The sequence below is a fragment of the Pseudomonas fluorescens genome (genome assembly GCF_902497875.1).
Lineage (GTDB): Bacteria > Pseudomonadota > Gammaproteobacteria > Pseudomonadales > Pseudomonadaceae > Aquipseudomonas > Aquipseudomonas fluorescens_BR.
The window spans coordinates 15720-33646 of record NZ_CABVHY010000049.1; the positions used below are offsets into that span (position 1 = coordinate 15720).

The window sequence follows — 17927 nt, forward strand, 5'->3', positions numbered from 1 at the left end:
CCGTTTTTCATTCTAAAGCGCCTAAGGTCTGGCGGCACTGAGGCCGTGGGGATGATCAGCCCCAGGCTCCTCAGGCGGCGTGTCCGGATCAGGATCGGGCTCCGATTCAGGTTCCGGCTCAGGCTCAGGGCTTGGCGAATTTTGCATCTGATCCTGCACCACCTGCTCATCGACCCGTGGGTCAAGTGCTGCCACCAAAGGCGAGCTCGACATACTGTCCGGCATGGCCACGTGATGCAGCGGAGCATCCTCGACTTGATGCAGGTTGGTCACAGCCTTCGGCCGAATGCGCCACACCAGCACCAATGCAAAAAAGCTGAAAAAGGCATACAACATCTGACTGCCGAACAGCTTCATCAGCACCCCCGCCGCCAGCGGCCCGATGCTTGCGCCGACGCCGTAAGTCACCAGCAGCATCGCCGTCAGCGACACCCGCCGATCGCCTTCGACATGGTCATTGGAAAATGCCACCGCCAATGGATACAGACAGAACTGCACCAATGAGCAGAGGAAGCCGGCGATAAACAACACCTCAAGCGTCACCTTGGGCATGATCGCCAGAGGCAAGGCGGCCAGCGCCAGAAAAATCGCGAAACAACGAATCAGCAGCGCGCGATCATAGCGATCCGACAACCACCCCAGCGGCCACTGCACCACCAGACCTGCAAAGATGCAGGTACCCATGAACAGACCGACCTGTTCGGTGCTCAGCCCTTGCTGGGAAGCATATAGCGGCGCCAGCCCGTAAAATGAACCGACGATCAACCCCGACCCAAGCACGGTACTCAACGACTGCGGTACACGTTTGATAAAGAACCGCGGCTCCATCGGTGCCGGATGCAAGGGCGCCGGGTGAATCCTCCGGGTCATGGCCACGGGCACCAGACACAAGGCAAAACACAGCGCCACCAGCATCAACAGTTCCAGGCCCAATTGCGGGTGCATGACCAGTATCAACTGACCCAGCACCAGCCCGAGGTAGGAAGCAATCATATAGCCGCTGAACACCAGCCCACGCTGCTTGGCTTCGGCCTGCTCGTTCAGCCAGCTCTCGATAACCATGTACTGGCACATCATGCCCAGGCCGACGATCATCCGCAGCACCAGCCACGCCGGCAACCAATCCACCAGCCCATGCCCCAGCACCGCTGCGCCGACGATCCCGGCACAGGTCGCGTAAGCCCGGATATGCCCGACCCGGGCAATCAACCGGTGGCCGATTTTCCCGCCCAGCACCAGGCCGAAATAGTTGGCAGCCATCAACGCACCGACCCACAGGCCGTCGACATGGTCGGCCGCCAGGCGCAATGCCAGGTACGTACTGAGCAAGCCCGAGCCGATCAGCATCATCAGCGAGGCGAAATAAAGCGCGCGAAAGGATTTCCAGATTTGGCGCATCGGCGTTCCGAGCGGCTCCTTGCAGTGAGTGTCGGGCTATCGACAACGATAGCCCGACGGCGACGGATCGGTTATGCCTGGGCGGCTAAAACACGCCGTTCCCAGGGCGTTATTTCGTCAAAGAAGCTGGTCAACTCCATGGTCTTCGAAGCGACGTAGCCTTCGATGAATTCCTTGCCAAACAGTTCCTTTGCCAATTGGCTACGTTTCAGACGCTCGAGAGCCGCATGCAAGGTACAAGGTAACGACAAACTGTCCGGCACCTCGAATTCACCCTGGATCGCCGGCGTCGGTTCCAGCTGGTGTTCTATACCGTGAAGCCCGGCAGCGAGGCTCGCGGCAATTGCCAGATAAGGGTTGGCATCAGCGCCTGGCAAGCGGTTCTCGACCCGTCGCGCCACTGGCGCACTGGCCGGAATGCGCAATCCGGCAGCTCGATTGTCGTGGGACCAGCAGGCATTGTTCGGCGACGCGTAAGGATGGCACAAGCGCTGGTAGGAGTTCACGTTCGGCGCAAAAAGCGCGGTGAAATCCGCCATGCCCGCCTGCTGGCCGCCGATGAAATGCCGGAAGGTCGCGGTCGGCTGTCCGGCATCGTCGCTGAACACATTGCGCCCGGTTCCCGACTCGACAATGCTTTGGTGAATGTGCATCGAGCTGCCCGGCGTATGCGCCAGCGGCTTGGCCATGCAGACCACCGTCAAATCATGCTTGAGCGCCACTTCCTTGAGCAGGTGCTTGAACAGGAACGTCTGGTCAGCCAGCAGCAACGGATCGCCGTGCAGCAGATTGATCTCGAACTGGCTGACGCCCATCTCATGCATGAAGGTATCGCGCGGCAGGCCCAGCGCCGCCATGCACTCATAGACTTCGCTGAAGAACGGCCGCAAACCGTTGTTGGAACTGACGCTGAAGGCCGAATGACCTTGCTCGCGGCGTCCGTCCAGGCCCACTGGCGGCAGGAACGGTTGAGTCGGGTCGGTGTTCGGCGCAAACACGAAGAACTCCAACTCGGTCGCCACCACTGGCGCCAGCCCTCGCGCCGCGTAACGGGCAATGACCGCCTTGAGCTGACCGCGAGTCGAGAGACGCGAGCTTTCCCCGGTCAACTCATCCGCGTCGCAAATCGCCAACGCCCGCGGCTGCTTGCTCCAGGGCAGGCGATAGATGTGTTTCGGATCGGCATTGAGCGCCAGGTCGCCGTCATCGCTGCCGTAAAAACGCGCCGGCGGATAACCGCCCATGATGCATTGCAGCAGCACCCCCCGCGCCATCTGCAGCCGCCGCCCTTCGAGGAAACCCTCAGCGGTCATCACCTTGCCCCGTGGCACCCCATTAAGATCCGGAGTAACACATTCAATCTCATCAATGCCCGTCAATCGCTGCGCGAGTGAACTGTGGCCATCGGTAGTCATGACTCAATCCTTGTTGTAGTGCAAGCCGCGAACGGCGACCCGTACAAAATACGCACCACCTGTTCGGGATATCAAGCACTCACAAGCGAAAAGCAGCGATAAAGATGCCGCTCAGACCTGAAGTGCCGGCTGAAACGATAATTCACATTTCACCGCGAGGTTACGCCAGGTGGGTCGTTGGACGTCGACGGTGCTCACGGAAGATAGAGGCTGAACAATGCGCCGCCCAAGGGGCCGCCATTGCCGATCTCGATCCGACCGCGCACGCCGTTGCGCTGATGCAGTTGCGCAATGCGGGCGGCGAAGTACAGGCCCAGGCCAGTGCTGCCACTGTTCTGGTTGATGCCCTGCACGTAATCCGCCTGCCGCTCGATCATTTGCGCCGGATAACCGTCGCCGTCGTCGTTGATGGTCAATAGCAGCTGTCCGGCTTCCTCGCGGACGCTGATCAACAGGGCATGGCGGGCATAGCGGATGACGTTGTTGATGATGTTGGCCAGCACCGAACCGATCAACTCCCGATCGAAGAAACCGAGCGGGCTGAAGTCATCGACCTCATAGCGCGCGACAATCCCTCTGCTGTTGAATACCTCCTGGTGGCAGGCAAGCTGCGCTTCAATGAAGTCATCCAGCTCGTGGTAGGACGGCTGCAACGGCAGCTGGTTGACGCCCAGTTTGTACAGCCCCAGCAATTGCACCAGCAGGCCATTGAGGTGCGCGAACTCGTACTCGATCACCCCCAGTTCGGCGGTTTGCCGCTGGGTATCAGGCAAGCGTGCGAGCCACTGGGCGTGGCTCAGCATAAGCATGGCCAGGGAGTTTTTCATGTCGTGCACGGTGGAGGCCATCACCGTGGAAAAATCCAGCCCCTGATCTGCGTCGTTCATTCGCCAAATGCCTTGCTTCGCAACTTCTGGTAACGCGGATATCGCGCATCGCTCTCGGGCATCATGCCGACCATTTTCAGGCAGATCTGGCACTCTTCCATCAATGTCGCATCGAGACTGGCGTCGCCACCGTGCAGCAGCGACTGCGCCATGTTCAGGGCAATGCTGATGTTCTTCGGCTGCAACAACAACGCACCGCGGAACAGCGCCCGCGCTTCGGTCAGCGTACCTGCCTTGTAACTGCGCACGCCCTGACGGTTCAGATCGGCTGCGGCAGCTCCGGCATTGAGGATCAACGGGTCGTCGGTCAGCCTGGCAATCCCCTGCATCACCAGCGGGTCGTCACCGTAGATTTCCGCGCAGTTCTTCAACACCGACGCACCGGCCTGCGCATGCCCCAGTTGCTGGAGTTGCCTGGCGACTACCAGCGCCGCCTCGGCACTCATGAAATGCTCCATGCCTTCAAGCCGGGCCAGCGCCTGTTCAGTCAGTTTCTCGGCGGTTTCGGCATCGTTGATCAGCAGGCTGGTGGCTTTCATCAGCCGTGCGCGGACTTGCAGCCCTGGATCGTTGACATGCTCCTTGGCCACTGCGCTCAGGGTCGCGTTGATCTCCAGCCGGGCCCGGGTGTCCAGCCCTTTTTCACTGCCTTTACTGATCAACGCATGGGCCAGTCCGAGATTGCTCTCCGGGTCCTTGAACCGTGACTGCTGCCCCTGGGCTACCGCCTGGCGATAAGCTTTCGAGGCACATTCAAAATCTTCATTGGCCAACGCCAGCTTGCCGAGCAGCGATTGGCGGCGCACAGCCAGCGGCGACAAGCTGACGGCCTCCTCCAGCACACTTTGTGCGCGTCTGCTGTCCCCTTGGGCGACCAGCACATCCGCCATGCCGTCGTAGAGCGCCGGCATCATCGGGAAAGCCCGGAGCGCCGTTTCGTATAGAGTCTTCGCCTGGCTGACCTGACCGCGCTTGATCAGCAACCGCCCCAGCCCCGCATAAGCCCAGGGCAGCGGGCGGTCTGCCAGAATGGCATTGAGAAAGCGCTCCAGCGCCTCATCCTGATTCAGATCGCGCAAAGCGTCGGCACGGAAACGCAGGCACAACGGAGCGAAGCGTGGCTCCTGCTTGCACAGCGCCGCGCAGGCCGCCAGGACTTCAGTGGGCTTGCCACGGTCAAGGGCCTGCAGGATCGGCTTGAGCAGATTCTTGCGCTGTACCAGCTTCTCCAACCGCTGGGCCAGACCTGCGCGATTGAACGGCTTGGTCAAGTAGCCATCCGGCTCATGCTCAAGGGCACTGAGCACCATGGCCTGGCTGGTCTCGGCAGTCACCATGATGAACACACTTTCATGGCTGATCAGCTTCTCGACCATCAGGTCTTCAAGCACCTGCTGGCCATTCTTCTTGCCGTCGCCCAGATGGTAATCCTGCAGAATGAAGTCGTAGCGCTTCTGTGCGCACATGCGCAGAGCCTGCTCGCCCGTGTCGGACGTATCGACATCCTTGACCCCCAACTCACGCAACATCGACCGGACGGAACTGCGGAAATCAGAGAAATCGTCGACGATCAAAAAACTTTTTTGTTGGTACTCGAGCATCGAAGATTCCAGGCAAGTAGGAAGATGAACCCAATGACAAATGCAGCGCAGGTAGACGACTGCATGTCAGGTTATCGGCCACAGGTGGTATTCCCTTATAGGTGGGGGGCAGGCAATTGCCGGTTTATTTTCGACCCTGTACATCCGCGTCACACATCGAAAAAAGCCCCACACTTCAGCCGAAGGCGGGGCTTTTGATTTGGTTGGCGATCACTTCACATCGGTTACATCGCCGTGTGGAAAATCTCTTCGATCTGGTCCTGATTGGCCGGACGCGGATTGGTAAAGCCGCAGGCATCCTTCATGGCATTGGCTGCCAGAATCGGGATATCGTCAGCCTTGGCACCCAGTTCGGCGAGGCCGCCCGGAATACCGACATCCGAAGACAGTTTGCGGATGGCGGCGATGGCCGCGGCGGCGCCTTTTTCCGCATCCAGATGCTGGGTGTCGACACCCATGGCGTTGGCGACGTCTTTCAGCCGGGCCGGACATACGCTGGCGTTGAAGCTGGCGACATGGGGTAGCAGGATCGCATTGCAGACACCGTGGGGCAGGTCGTAGAACCCACCCAGTTGGTGCGCCATGGCGTGGACATAACCCAGCGAAGCGTTGTTGAAGGCCATGCCGGCAAGAAATTGCGCGTAAGCCATATTCTCCCGGGCGTTCATGTCGTCACCGGTGGCAACGGCGGTGCGCAGGTTGGCCGAAATCAGCTCCACGGCCTTGAGTGCACAGGCATCGGTGATCGGCGTTGCCGCAGTCGATACGTAGGCTTCGATCGCGTGGGTCAGTGCGTCCATCCCGGTGGCGGCGGTCAGGCCCTTGGGCATGGCGGCCATCAGCGAAGGATCGTTGACCGACAACAGGGGCGTGACATTGCGGTCGACGATGGCCATTTTCACGTGCCTGACTTCGTCGGTGATGATACAGAAACGGGTCATTTCACTTGCGGTACCGGCGGTGGTATTGATCGCGATCAACGGCATCTGTGGCTTGGCAGACTGATCGACACCTTCGTAATCGCTGATGTGCCCGCCGTTGGCGGCGCACAGGGCAATGCCCTTGGCGCAGTCATGGGGTGAGCCGCCACCCAGGGAAATGATGAAATCACAGTCGCTGCGACCAAGCAGCTCAAGGCCTTTCTCGACATTGCTGACCGTCGGATTCGGTTTGGCGCCGTCAAACAGGGTGGAATTGATGTCTTGCTGGGCCAGGAGTCTGGCTACCTTGTCGGCCACGCCGGCTTTGGCCAGGCCTGCGTCAGTGACGATCAAGGCTTTACGGAAACCATATTTGCGGATAGCGAGCATGGCTTCGTCAAGACTGCCAATGCCCATCATGTTCACGGATGGAATGAAGAAGGTGCTGCTCATGATAAATCCTCTTTAATTCTGGAAACCCGGAAATCAGGTGAGGTTTTCAACTCATAACGCAGGCTGTGAGGCTCGTCTGATGGTCATCATTGACGAAGTTCAGCGGGGGACGTGTGCTGCATCAAGTGTTCAGGCGAACAGTCTTAAGATGCAGAGGTGAATGGGCCATCGCAGCCGGTATCTTTAGATCGTGGTATTGAGCCTAAAGCAACGACGCCAGACTGGAATGGTCCTTTGGCTTTCATTGACTCCTCCTTTAGTACTGGGAGGTAACGCGCCCCGTGGTAGGAGCGAAGCCTGTGGGAGCCGGGCTTGCCCGCGATGGACGTCAACGATAACGCGGGCTTTCTGAATGAATGCAGCGCCCTCGAGCCCATCGCGAGCAAGCTCGCTCCCACAAACCCGGTCCGGTAGACAGACCTCAATCAGATCTTGAAGCTGTCGACCAACTGCTTCAGGCGCTTGGCCTGTTGCGACAAGGCATCACAATCCTTCAAGGTCTCGTTGAGGTTGACCACGCCTTGCTGGTTCAGCAGGTTGATCTGGTTGATGTCGACGTTGAGGGTTTCCACGACTGCGGTCTGCTCTTCCGTTGCCGCGGCCACCGACTGGTTCATGCCGTCGATTTCGGTGATGCGTTGAGTCACGCTGACCAAACGCGCACCGGCCTGATTCGCCACTTCGACGCTTTCTTCGCTGGAGACCTGGCTGGCGTTCATGGTGGTCACCGCTTCGCGAGAACCGATCTGCAGCGAGGTGATCATCTTGTGGATCTCCTCGGCCGATTCCTGGGTGCGGTGAGCGAGGTTGCGCACTTCGTCCGCCACCACCGCAAAACCACGACCGGCTTCACCGGCACGCGCCGCTTCGATGGCCGCGTTGAGCGCCAGCAGATTGGTTTGCTGGGAGATGCCTTTGATCACATCGAGAATGTGCCCGATGTTGTCGGTGCTGGCATTCAAGGTTTCGATTTGGGTGCAGGACAGGCTGATTTTTTGCGACAGCTCGGTCATTGCCAGAATGGTTTTTTCCACCACCTGACGACCGTCATCTGCCTGCTCGCTGGCGCCGCTGGCGTGCTGCGAAGCATCGGCGGCGTTGCGGGCGATTTCCTGGGTCGCGGCGCCGAGTTCATTGATTGCCGCTGCTACGCTGTTGGTCCGCGCACTCTGCTCGTCAGAGCCGACGATCGAGGCGTTCGACGATGCCATCACCCGTTGCGACAGGTCATGCACTTGACGTGTGGCCGACGAGACTTCGCAAATCGACGCGTGAATCCGCTCCACGAACTGGTTGAACGCGCCGCCCAGCTCGCCAAATTCGTCCTTGTTCTCCACCGTCAGACGGCGGGTCAGGTCACCCTCGCCTTGCGCAATATCCTGCATCGCCCGGCCCATGGTAGTCAGCGGACGCATCAACACCTGGATCAACAGACTCAGCAACACCGCGATGGCGGTCACCGCGACGAACATCGCGATCAAGGCTGACGTGCGGAACTGGCTCAATGGCGCATAAGCCTTGTCCTTGTCGATCGACAGTCCAATGTACCAATCAGCGTTAGGCAGACCGGTCACTGGTGTGAAGGACAGGATGCGCTCGTGCTTATTCAGGACGACCCCCTGATTACCCTTCTCGATGCGCAGCGAAGAACCCGGGTAGATGTCCTTGAGGTTCTTCATCACCTGGTCTTTATCCGGGCTGACGATCACTTGCCCGTCAGTGCTGACCAGAAAGGCATGCCCGATGCCGCCGAAGTCCACCGAATTGATGATCTTCACCAGGGTTTCCAGGCTCAGGTCACCACCGACCACGCCCAACAGTTGCCCGTGTTTCTTGACTGGCATGGCGATGGTCACCACCAGCCCGCCAACGGCCGCCATGTAGGGCGGGGTCAGCATAGTCTTGTCAGCCGCTACCGCCTGTTTGTACCAGGGGCGCTGACGCGGATCGTAGCCGTCCGGCATTTTTGCGTCAGGGCGCTGGGTAAAGGTGCCATCGGTTTGTCCGACGTAGGTGAACTGGAAGTTCGAGGTGAAGGCGGGCTGATCGACCAGCCCCGGGTAGTCCGCCTGGGCACCCTGGTGAGCAACGTTCTGGGCCAGGTTTTCCAGTACCAGGATCCGCCCGCTCAGCCAGTTCTGCACGCTGCTGGCGGTCAGGTCGCCGGCCTGCTCGACAGAAGACTCGAGGTTCTGCTGGATGGTATTTCGCTGCAGGTAGTCGTTGTACAAAGTGAACAACGCAAAAGCCAGAACCACTACGCCTGAAGCGGCCAAAAGGATTTTATGGCTGAACTTGAGATTCATGTCATGGGGCTTCTTATGCAAAAGGTGGGGATGCGTCCGGTTGCAACATTCCATGTAACAGCGCAGGCAGCGTTCTATGGCCGCTCTACTTCGGTGCACGCATGTCTCACCAGTCTGTCGGCACGAAGCGGATAAAACTTAGCGCTTTGCAGGAAATGAACGCTATATCGGTCAGAAACCTGCCGAACGGCGTGCTAGAGCAGCCAAAGTACAATTTGGTCTCGACTGATCGAATGGTGGTTGCACAATCCACACCCCTTGAATGACAATGAGACTAATTATCATTCATGACGTTCGGACAGTTGTATTCATGCCATCATCTGATTTTGCAGTGCAGGCGCTTTACAGCAATCATCACGGCTGGCTGAACACCTGGCTGCGCTGCCGGCTGGGCAATGCCGCCGATGCCGCGGATCTGGCCCAGGACACCTTTGTCCGCTTGCTGCAACGAACCGAACGTCTCGAACTGAAAGCCCCACGGGCCTTTCTACGCACGATTGCCCGGGGCCTGGTGATCGACCACTGGCGCCGGGAGGAAATCGAGCGCGCCTATCTGGAATCCATCGCCCATCTGCCCGAAGCGCAAACCCCAAGCGCTGAATCCCGTGCGTTGGTGCTGGAACTGCTGGAAAGCATCGCGCGGATGCTCGAGGGGCTGAAGCCCAAGGTGCGCAAGGCGTTCCTGCTGGCGCAATGCGAAGGCTTGACCCATAAGCAGATCGCCGAACACATGGGGCTGTCCTTACGCTCGGTCGAGCGCTATGTCGCCGATGCGCTGTATCACTGTTACTTGCTGCGATATGAGTCGTGATGCCTGTGGATAACGCTTCGATGAACCTGCGGGCCCAGAGCAATCCGCACCCTCAGGTGGTCAAACAAGCCATCCATTGGCTGCTGCGGCTGCGCAATAACGCCGCCAACACCGGGTTGCGCCAGCAATGCGAGACTTGGCGCGCGGCGCATCAGGAGCACGAACTGGCCTGGCAACGGGTGCAGTCGCTGCAACACGAGCTGAGCAGCAACCTGCGCGCGGTGCCGGGTGCACATGTGGCACTGGATACCCTGGAACACAGCGTGCAACGTTTAGGCCGACGCCAGGCCTTGAAGCTGCTGTCCGGGGCGCTGCTCATGGGCTCGGCTGCCTGGGTGGGCAAGGACCTGGCGGCCTGGCAACAATGGAACGCCGACTTCGCCACCGCCACGGGCGAACATCGTGGCTTTCAACTTCCCGATGGCTCGCGCCTGGAGCTCAATACCGATAGCGCAGCCGATCTGGACTTCACCGCGCAGCAACGGCTGATCAAACTCACCCGCGGCGAAATCATGGTGAGTTGCGGGACCGATCCCCAGGCCGCGAACGGCCGCCCTTTGTTGGTCCAGAGCCGACACGGTCTTTTCGAAGGTCTCGACGCGCGCTTTATGGTCAGACAGGACAGTGACTGCACCCGACTGAGCGTCACCGCCGGGAGTGTCGCAATCCACTCGCCGCATCGAGCGGATGGCTCGTCCGCACAGGTGCACGCGGGGCAAAGCTATCTGATCGACCATTCGCAAGCCAGGCTGGCCGCGCCGCTGGATATGGACGTGGGGGCCTGGGCGGAGGGCTTGATCGTCACGCGTAACATGCGCCTGGCCGACTTCCTCAAGGAGGTGGGGCGTTATCGGCACGGCTATCTGGGCTGCGCGGAGCAGATTGCCGACTTGCGCCTGTCTGGGGTTTTCCGCCTGGAAGACACCGAAAAATTGCTGGCCATCCTGCCGCAAACCCTGCCGATACAACTGCGCTACCGCACCCGTTGGTGGGTGACGCTGGAGCGTCTGGCCTGATCTCTTTTATGCCGCCCATTTATTTTGGCGGGTTTTCCCTGCGAGTCCGGCTTGGTCAGTAAGCACTTCAATAATCTGCCTTCAGCGACCTCCACGGAAACCCATAATGATTGTTCGCGCCATCCGCCAAAGCCCCTTCGACTTATCCCCGGACGCTTGCTCCTGTACGGCACTCGGTCAAGCCGTCCGAGCCGCGCTGCTCTGCACCGCGTTGAGCGTCAGCGCCCTGCCCTCGTTCGCTCAAGCAGCCGATACGCAAGCCTTCGCCACGAGCCGCAGCTACAGCATTGCCGGCGGTTCGCTGAGCGATGTGCTCAATCAGTTCGCGCGCCAGGCAGGCATCACCCTGTCCACGACACCGGAGCAAACCCAGGGGCGCCAGTCGCCGGGATTGCAGGGCGAATACTCGGCGGATCAGGCGTTGAGCCATTTGCTCAGCGGTTCGGGTTTGCAAGCCATCAGCCAGGATGGCAGCAGCTATGTGCTGCGGCCGGTACCCGGGGTCGAGACGCTGGCGTTGCCGACCACCGACATCCGGGGCTTTGCGCTGGGCAATGCTCTGGGCAGCATGGCGGGCTACAACGCGACCCACAGTCAGGTCGCCACCAAGACCAGTACCGCGCTGCTGGAAACCTCGCAAAGCGTATCGGTGGTGACCCGCGAGCAAATGGATGACCAGGGTTCGCAAACCGTGTCCCAGGCCATGCGCTACACCCCCGGCGTCTTGACCAATCCCTATGGCGCCACCCATCGCTATGATTATGTGGCGATGCGCGGCTTCAACGATGGCTCGGTGGACAACATCTACCTCGACGGCCTGAAATCCATGGGCGACAGCGGTACCTACAGCACCATGCAGGTCGATCCGTACTTCCTCGAAAGGATCGATATTCTCAAAGGCCCCTCTTCGGTGCTCTACGGCCGCAGTTCACCCGGTGGCCTGGTCGCCCTCACCAGCAAGAAGCCGCTGTATGAGCCCTACCATCAGGTTCAGGCCACGGTCGGCACTCAGGGCCAACGCGGCATGGGTTTCGATTTCAGCGGCCCGGTGGATGAGGACAAACGTGTTGCCTATCGCCTGACAGGTCTGGCGGACCAATCCGACACCCAATTCGATCACACCGAAGAAAAACGCTACGCCCTGGCACCCACGGTCAGCATCGACTTCACCGATGACACCTCACTGACCCTGCAAGCCTATCTGCAACACGATCCCGATGGCGGTTACCACGGCGGCATGCCGGCCGACGGCGCGTTGCACAAGCGCAATGGCCAGCGGATCTCGGAACACTTCTTCGAAGGTGAGCCAGGGGTGGATAGGTTCAAACGTGATCAGCAGTCGGTTGGCTATCAGTTCGAGCATCGCTTCAACGATGTCTTTACTGCCCGGCAGAACTTCCGTTACCTGGACTCCAAGGTGAAGATCGATCAGGTCTACGCCTATGGCTGGACTACGCCAACCAGCAATGAACTCAATCGCTACTACACCGGTGGCGACGAAAAGCTGCATGCCTTCATTGTCGATAACATGCTGCAGGCCGAGTTTTTCACCGGCGCAACCAAGCACACGGTGCTGATGGGTGCCGACTATCAACGACGCAAGACGGTAGTTGACTGGACCAGCGGTGGGCTGGCACCGATCGATGCGTTCAATCCGGTGTATGGCAACTCGGACATCAGTTACTACAGTCCCATCAGCTATGTGCGGCGTCTGGAACAAACTGGTGTTTACCTGCAAGACTTGATCGAAATGGACAAATGGCGTTTCTCCCTGGGCCTGCGTCAGGATTGGGTTGAAACCTCTGACGAGAATCGCCTGGCCGAATTCAACCGGCCCGAGGGCACTGAAATCAGTGATAACCGCACCAAGCTGACCGGACGTGCCGGCGCGCTGTATCTGTTCGATAACGGTGTGGCGCCTTACATCAGCTATTCCGAGTCGTTCAACCCGAACTCCTATTCGGACGCCGCCGGCAATCCTCTGGCACCTACCGACGGCACCCAATGGGAAGTCGGCCTGAAGTATCAGCCACCGGGCACCGACAATTTGTTTACCGCGTCGCTGTTCCGTATCGATCAGGAAAACCTGGCAACCAAACTGCCCCAGGAAAACTTCTATCGCGGCATCGGGGCCGTTCGCTCCCAGGGCCTGGAGCTGGAAGCGCACATGCAGTTGACCGATAACCTGAAGGTACTGGGCAGCTATACCTTCACCGACATCGAGTTCTCGAAGTCGATGATCAGCACCCTGAGCACCGCCAGCGATGTCATCGAGAACAAGGGCAATTCGCCGACGCAGGCACCACGACATATGGCTTCGGTCTGGGCGGACTATAAGTTCGACAGCGCAGCCCTGGACGGTCTGCGAGTTGGCGGTGGTGTGCGCTATGTCGGCTACAGCTGGGCCGATGCGGAAAACACCATGGAGGTGCCCTCCTACACCCTGTTCGATGCCTCGGTGGGTTATGACCTGGGCAAGGTCGGCTTGAAGGGTGTTGATGTTCGCCTCAATGCCAACAACCTGACTGACGAATCCTATATCGCCTCCTGTGCGAGCCTGGACTTCTGCTACATGGGTGAAGAACGCAATGTCGCCGCAACGGTGAGCTACCAGTTCTAATCATTGGTCATTCCCACAAAGCCAGCACCTGAACCCAGGGGCTGGCTTTGTCGTTTCCAGGGGAAAAATTTCATGCGTGCATTTCTGGTTTTACTTCATCGTTATATCGGCCTGGCCACCGCGCTGTTCCTGCTGATGGCAGGCCTGACCGGCAGTATCCTGGCGTTTAATCACGAGCTGGATGAGTGGCTCAATCCGGGCTTTTACGAGGCTCCTGCGCAAGGCCTGGCACTCCCGCCTGGCGCGTTGGTGGATAAGCTGCAGACAGAGCATCCGAGACTGCAAGTCTGGTACATGGAGTACCCCAACGCAGCCGGTCATACGGCAATGCTCGCTGCAGTGCCACGCAACGATCCGGCGACCGGCAAGCCGTTTGCCGAGCCGAATCAGGTGTTCTATTACGATCCTGTCAGTGGTGAGCAAACGGGCCAGCGTTTTTGGGGAGCCTGTTGTTTCCAGCGCGAGAACTTCATCCCGTTCATCCTCGAATTCCACTACAACCTCGTCCTCCCCGATAACTGGGGGTTGTTGTTGATGGGGCTGGTTGCCATCGCCTGGGTCATCGATTGTTTCATCGCGCTCTGGCTGACCTTTCCCCGAGGCAAGCCGTTCTGGAACAAGTGGGCGACGGCCTGGAAGATCAAAGGCGGGCATGCTTATCGGCTGAACATGGACATCCATCGCGCTGGCGGATTGTGGCTTTGGTTACTACTGCTACCCATCGCCATCAGCAGCGTCGCCATGAACCTTCCAAGCCAGGTCTTCAAGCCTGCTGTTTCATTGTTCTCGCCGATTGAGCCGAGCGTCTACGAAGCCCGTGGACGCATGCCCGCCGAGCAGCTGGGGACTACTCGTCTCAGTTATCAGGAGGCTTATGAGCTGGCCGTGGAAGAAGGTCAGCGATTGGGTCTGAACCTGGCCATCGGCGAGCTGTATTACAGCTTCGAATACAACTTCTATGGCGCGGGCTTTGGCCAACATGATACCGAGGCTCAGGGTAAGTCCTGGCTGTTCTTCCATGGCACTGACGGACGCTTGCTGGGACAGGAAGTAGCCGGGCAAGGCACACTGGGGGAGCGCTTCTATCGGCTGCAACTGCCGATCCACGGGGGACGGATCATTGGTTTCACAGGACAAGTCATGATTGCGCTACTAGGCGTTTTGATTGCAGTGCTGTCGGGGACGGGGATCTACATCTGGTGGCGCAAGTTGCTGGCTCGCAGAAGTAGCAAGGCACGTAGGGGTTAGAAGGACACTCGAGAAGGAACGGTCCTGCAGTAGACCGTTTCCAACCTCACCGCTTGTAGCTTGCAGCTTGTGACTGCCCTGAAAAACAAAACCCCTGTCTGCGTAAGCAGACAGGGGTTTCGGAATTCAATCTTGACGATGACCTACTCTCACATGGGGAAACCCCACACTACCATCGGCGCACGGCATCTCTGAAGGATTGGTGCGCCTGTCTGTCGGACTCGAAGACATCAGCGATCTGCTGGCTGATATCGGCCAGGCATTGGAAACCTGCGCCCACGAATCACGCGCAAAAACAAAACCCCTACCTGCATACGCAGATAGGGGTTTCGGAATTTAATCTTGACGATGACCTACTCTCACATGGGGAAACCCCACACTACCATCGGCGATGCATCGTTTCACTGCTGAGTTCGGGATGGGATCAGGTGGTTCCAATGCTCTATGGTCGTCAAGAAATTCGGGTACTGAGTCGCGGCCAGCTGGCCTCGCTTCAGCAAATTGGGTATGTGATAGCTTTCGGTGTCTTGTGAGTATCTCGAACTTTCGGTTCGTTTCGTCTTCACACACCGCAATCTGGTGCTCTTTCGCTTTTCAGCTCGAAGCATGCAAATTGCTTGGGTGTTATATGGTCAAGCCTCACGGGCAATTAGTATTGGTTAGCTCAACGCCTCACAGCGCTTACACACCCAACCTATCAACGTCGTAGTCTTCGACGGCCCTTCAGGGGACTCAAGGTCCCAGTGAGATCTCATCTTGAGGCTAGTTTCCCGCTTAGATGCTTTCAGCGGTTATCTATTCCGAACATAGCTACCCGGCAATGCCACTGGCGTGACAACCGGAACACCAGAGGTTCGTCCACTCCGGTCCTCTCGTACTAGGAGCAGCCCCTCTCAAATCTCAAACGTCCACGGCAGATAGGGACCGAACTGTCTCACGACGTTCTAAACCCAGCTCGCGTACCACTTTAAATGGCGAACAGCCATACCCTTGGGACCGGCTTCAGCCCCAGGATGTGATGAGCCGACATCGAGGTGCCAAACACCGCCGTCGATATGAACTCTTGGGCGGTATCAGCCTGTTATCCCCGGAGTACCTTTTATCCGTTGAGCGATGGCCCTTCCATACAGAACCACCGGATCACTAAGACCTACTTTCGTACCTGCTCGACGTGTCTGTCTCGCAGTCAAGCGCGCTTTTGCCTTTATACTCTACGACCGATTTCCGACCGGTCTGAGCGCACCTTCGTACTCCTCCGTTACTCTTTAGGAGGAGACCGCCCCAGTCAAACTACCCACCATACACTGTCCTCGATCCGGATAACGGACCTGAGTTAGAACCTCAAAGTTGCCAGGGTGGTATTTCAAGGTTGGCTCCACGCGAACTGGCGTCCACGCTTCAAAGCCTCCCACCTATCCTACACAAGCAAATTCAAAGTCCAGTGCAAAGCTATAGTAAAGGTTCACGGGGTCTTTCCGTCTAGCCGCGGATACACTGCATCTTCACAGCGATTTCAATTTCACTGAGTCTCGGGTGGAGACAGCGCCGCCATCGTTACGCCATTCGTGCAGGTCGGAACTTACCCGACAAGGAATTTCGCTACCTTAGGACCGTTATAGTTACGGCCGCCGTTTACCGGGGCTTCGATCAAGAGCTTCGCGTTAGCTAACCCCATCAATTAACCTTCCGGCACCGGGCAGGCGTCACACCCTATACGTCCACTTTCGTGTTTGCAGAGTGCTGTGTTTTTAATAAACAGTCGCAGCGGCCTGGTATCTTCGACCGGCATGGGCTTACGCAGTAAATGCTTCACCCTCACCGGCGCACCTTCTCCCGAAGTTACGGTGCCATTTTGCCTAGTTCCTTCACCCGAGTTCTCTCAAGCGCCTTGGTATTCTCTACCCAACCACCTGTGTCGGTTTGGGGTACGGTTCCTGGTTACCTGAAGCTTAGAAGCTTTTCTTGGAAGCATGGCATCAACCACTTCGTGTTCTAAAAGAACACTCGTCATCAGCTCTCGGCCTTAAGATCCCGGATTTACCTAAGATCTCAGCCTACCACCTTAAACTTGGACAACCAACGCCAAGCTGGCCTAGCCTTCTCCGTCCCTCCATCGCAATAACCAGAAGTACAGGAATATTAACCTGTTTTCCATCGACTACGCTTTTCAGCCTCGCCTTAGGGACCGACTAACCCTGCGTCGATTAACGTTGCGCAGGAAACCTTGGTCTTTCGGCGTGGGTGTTTTTCACACCCATTATCGTTACTCATGTCAGCATTCGCACTTCTGATACCTCCAGCAAGCTTCTCAACTCACCTTCACAGGCTTACAGAACGCTCCTCTACCGCATCACCTAAGTGATACCCGTAGCTTCGGTGTATGGTTTGAGCCCCGTTAAATCTTCCGCGCAGGCCGACTCGACTAGTGAGCTATTACGCTTTCTTTAAAGGGTGGCTGCTTCTAAGCCAACCTCCTAGCTGTCTAAGCCTTCCCACATCGTTTCCCACTTAACCATAACTTTGGGACCTTAGCTGACGGTCTGGGTTGTTTCCCTTTTCACGACGGACGTTAGCACCCGCCGTGTGTCTCCCATGCTCGGCACTTGTAGGTATTCGGAGTTTGCATCGGTTTGGTAAGTCGGGATGACCCCCTAGCCGAAACAGTGCTCTACCCCCTACAGTGATACATGAGGCGCTACCTAAATAGCTTTCGAGGAGAACCAGCTATCTCCGAGCTTGATTAGCCTTTCACTCCGATCCACAGGTCATCCGCTAACTTTTCAACGGTAGTCGGTTCGGTCCTCCAGTTAGTGTTACCCAACCTTCAACCTGCCCATGGATAGATCGCCCGGTTTCGGGTCTATTCCCAGCGACTAGACGCCCTATTAAGACTCGCTTTCGCTACGCCTCCCCTATTCGGTTAAGCTCGCCACTGAAAATAAGTCGCTGACCCATTATACAAAAGGTACGCAGTCACCCAACAAAGTGGGCTCCCACTGCTTGTACGCATACGGTTTCAGGATCTATTTCACTCCCCTCTCCGGGGTTCTTTTCGCCTTTCCCTCACGGTACTAGTTCACTATCGGTCAGTCAGTAGTATTTAGCCTTGGAGGATGGTCCCCCCATATTCAGACAAGGTTTCTCGTGCCCCGTCCTACTCGATTTCATGACTAAGAGATTTTCGCGTACAGGGCTATCACCCACTATGGCCGCACTTTCCAGAGCGTTCCGCTAATCTCAAAGCCACTTAAG

General features: G+C 58.0%; 10 protein-coding genes, 2 rRNA genes and 1 pseudogene. 5 read left to right on the forward strand and 8 right to left on the reverse strand.

Going from position 1 to position 17927, the window contains the following annotated elements; all coding sequences use genetic code 11:
* Window positions 1-21: 21 nt before the first annotated feature.
* From F8N85_RS31355 to F8N85_RS31380, 6 genes are all read right to left on the reverse strand, one after another.
* Window positions 22-1398 carry an MFS transporter gene (locus F8N85_RS31355; RefSeq protein WP_150807312.1) on the reverse strand — a complete coding sequence of 459 codons (1377 nt, stop codon included), beginning with the start codon at window positions 1396-1398 and terminating at the stop codon, window positions 22-24.
* A gap of 71 nt (window positions 1399-1469) precedes the next feature.
* Window positions 1470-2711 carry a glutamine synthetase family protein gene (locus F8N85_RS31360; protein WP_191636303.1) on the reverse strand — a complete coding sequence of 414 codons (1242 nt, stop codon included), beginning with the start codon at window positions 2709-2711 and terminating at the stop codon, window positions 1470-1472.
* A 296-nt stretch (window positions 2712-3007) separates the two neighbouring features.
* Window positions 3008-3700 (reverse strand): sensor histidine kinase, encoded by a 693-nt coding sequence (locus tag F8N85_RS31365; RefSeq protein WP_150807314.1) that lies wholly within the window; start codon window positions 3698-3700, stop codon window positions 3008-3010.
* The gene (locus F8N85_RS31370) at window positions 3697-5301 is read right to left on the reverse strand and encodes a response regulator (protein WP_150807315.1); all 1605 of its coding nucleotides are present in this window, start codon (window positions 5299-5301) and stop codon (window positions 3697-3699) included. Before F8N85_RS31370 ends, F8N85_RS31365 begins: the two co-directional genes overlap by 4 nt.
* 224 nt (window positions 5302-5525) lie before the next feature.
* On the reverse strand, window positions 5526-6674 hold the full coding sequence (gene yiaY / locus F8N85_RS31375; protein WP_150807316.1) for an L-threonine dehydrogenase: 1149 nt from the start codon (window positions 6672-6674) through the stop codon (window positions 5526-5528).
* Window positions 6675-7099: 425 nt separating this feature from the next.
* The gene (locus F8N85_RS31380; protein ID WP_150807317.1) at window positions 7100-8980 is read right to left on the reverse strand and encodes a methyl-accepting chemotaxis protein; all 1881 of its coding nucleotides are present in this window, start codon (window positions 8978-8980) and stop codon (window positions 7100-7102) included.
* 310 nt (window positions 8981-9290) lie between these two features.
* Here F8N85_RS31380 and F8N85_RS31385 point away from each other — a divergent pair, with 310 nt between their 5' ends.
* The 5 genes and pseudogenes from F8N85_RS31385 to F8N85_RS31405 form a co-directional block, all read left to right on the forward strand.
* Window positions 9291-9791, forward strand: a complete 501-nt coding sequence (locus F8N85_RS31385; RefSeq protein ID WP_150807318.1) for a sigma-70 family RNA polymerase sigma factor — start codon at window positions 9291-9293, stop codon at window positions 9789-9791.
* On the forward strand, window positions 9791-10807 hold the full coding sequence (locus tag F8N85_RS31390; protein ID WP_150807319.1) for a FecR domain-containing protein: 1017 nt from the start codon (window positions 9791-9793) through the stop codon (window positions 10805-10807). The genes F8N85_RS31385 and F8N85_RS31390 overlap by 1 nt, the downstream gene beginning before the upstream one ends.
* 106 nt (window positions 10808-10913) lie before the next feature.
* A complete protein-coding gene (locus tag F8N85_RS31395) occupies window positions 10914-13427 on the forward strand; it encodes a TonB-dependent siderophore receptor (RefSeq protein WP_150807320.1) in 2514 nt (837 codons plus the stop codon).
* Between the two features lie 72 nt (window positions 13428-13499).
* Window positions 13500-14675: a PepSY-associated TM helix domain-containing protein gene (locus F8N85_RS31400; RefSeq protein ID WP_150807321.1), complete on the forward strand. Its 1176-nt coding sequence runs from the start codon at window positions 13500-13502 to the stop codon at window positions 14673-14675.
* A gap of 181 nt (window positions 14676-14856) precedes the next feature.
* Window positions 14857-15015 (forward strand): annotated as a pseudogene (locus F8N85_RS31405) (PLP-dependent transferase); the annotation flags it as partial.
* On the opposite strand, the gene rrf reads toward F8N85_RS31405, so the two are convergent.
* Window positions 15016-15131, reverse strand: a 5S ribosomal RNA gene (rrf, locus tag F8N85_RS31410).
* A 172-nt stretch (window positions 15132-15303) separates the two neighbouring features.
* Window positions 15304-17927 (reverse strand): 23S ribosomal RNA (locus F8N85_RS31415); the annotation flags it as partial.

Excerpts from the sequence above, each read along its gene's own strand:
- F8N85_RS31395 (WP_150807320.1), top strand. The coding sequence starts at position 10,914 with ATGATTGTTCGCGCCATCCGCCAAAGCCCCTTCGACTTATCCCCGGAC.
- F8N85_RS31385 (WP_150807318.1), top strand. The coding sequence starts at position 9,291 with ATGCCATCATCTGATTTTGCAGTGCAGGCGCTTTACAGCAATCATCAC.
- yiaY (WP_150807316.1), bottom strand. The coding sequence starts at position 6,674 with ATGAGCAGCACCTTCTTCATTCCATCCGTGAACATGATGGGCATTGGC.
- F8N85_RS31380 (WP_150807317.1), bottom strand. The coding sequence starts at position 8,980 with ATGAATCTCAAGTTCAGCCATAAAATCCTTTTGGCCGCTTCAGGCGTA.
- F8N85_RS31355 (WP_150807312.1), bottom strand. The coding sequence starts at position 1,398 with ATGCGCCAAATCTGGAAATCCTTTCGCGCGCTTTATTTCGCCTCGCTG.
- F8N85_RS31390 (WP_150807319.1), top strand. The coding sequence starts at position 9,791 with ATGCCTGTGGATAACGCTTCGATGAACCTGCGGGCCCAGAGCAATCCG.
- F8N85_RS31365 (WP_150807314.1), bottom strand. The coding sequence starts at position 3,700 with ATGAACGACGCAGATCAGGGGCTGGATTTTTCCACGGTGATGGCCTCC.
- F8N85_RS31360 (WP_191636303.1), bottom strand. The coding sequence starts at position 2,711 with ATGACCGCTGAGGGTTTCCTCGAAGGGCGGCGGCTGCAGATGGCGCGG.
- F8N85_RS31370 (WP_150807315.1), bottom strand. The coding sequence starts at position 5,301 with ATGCTCGAGTACCAACAAAAAAGTTTTTTGATCGTCGACGATTTCTCT.
- F8N85_RS31400 (WP_150807321.1), top strand. The coding sequence starts at position 13,500 with ATGCGTGCATTTCTGGTTTTACTTCATCGTTATATCGGCCTGGCCACC.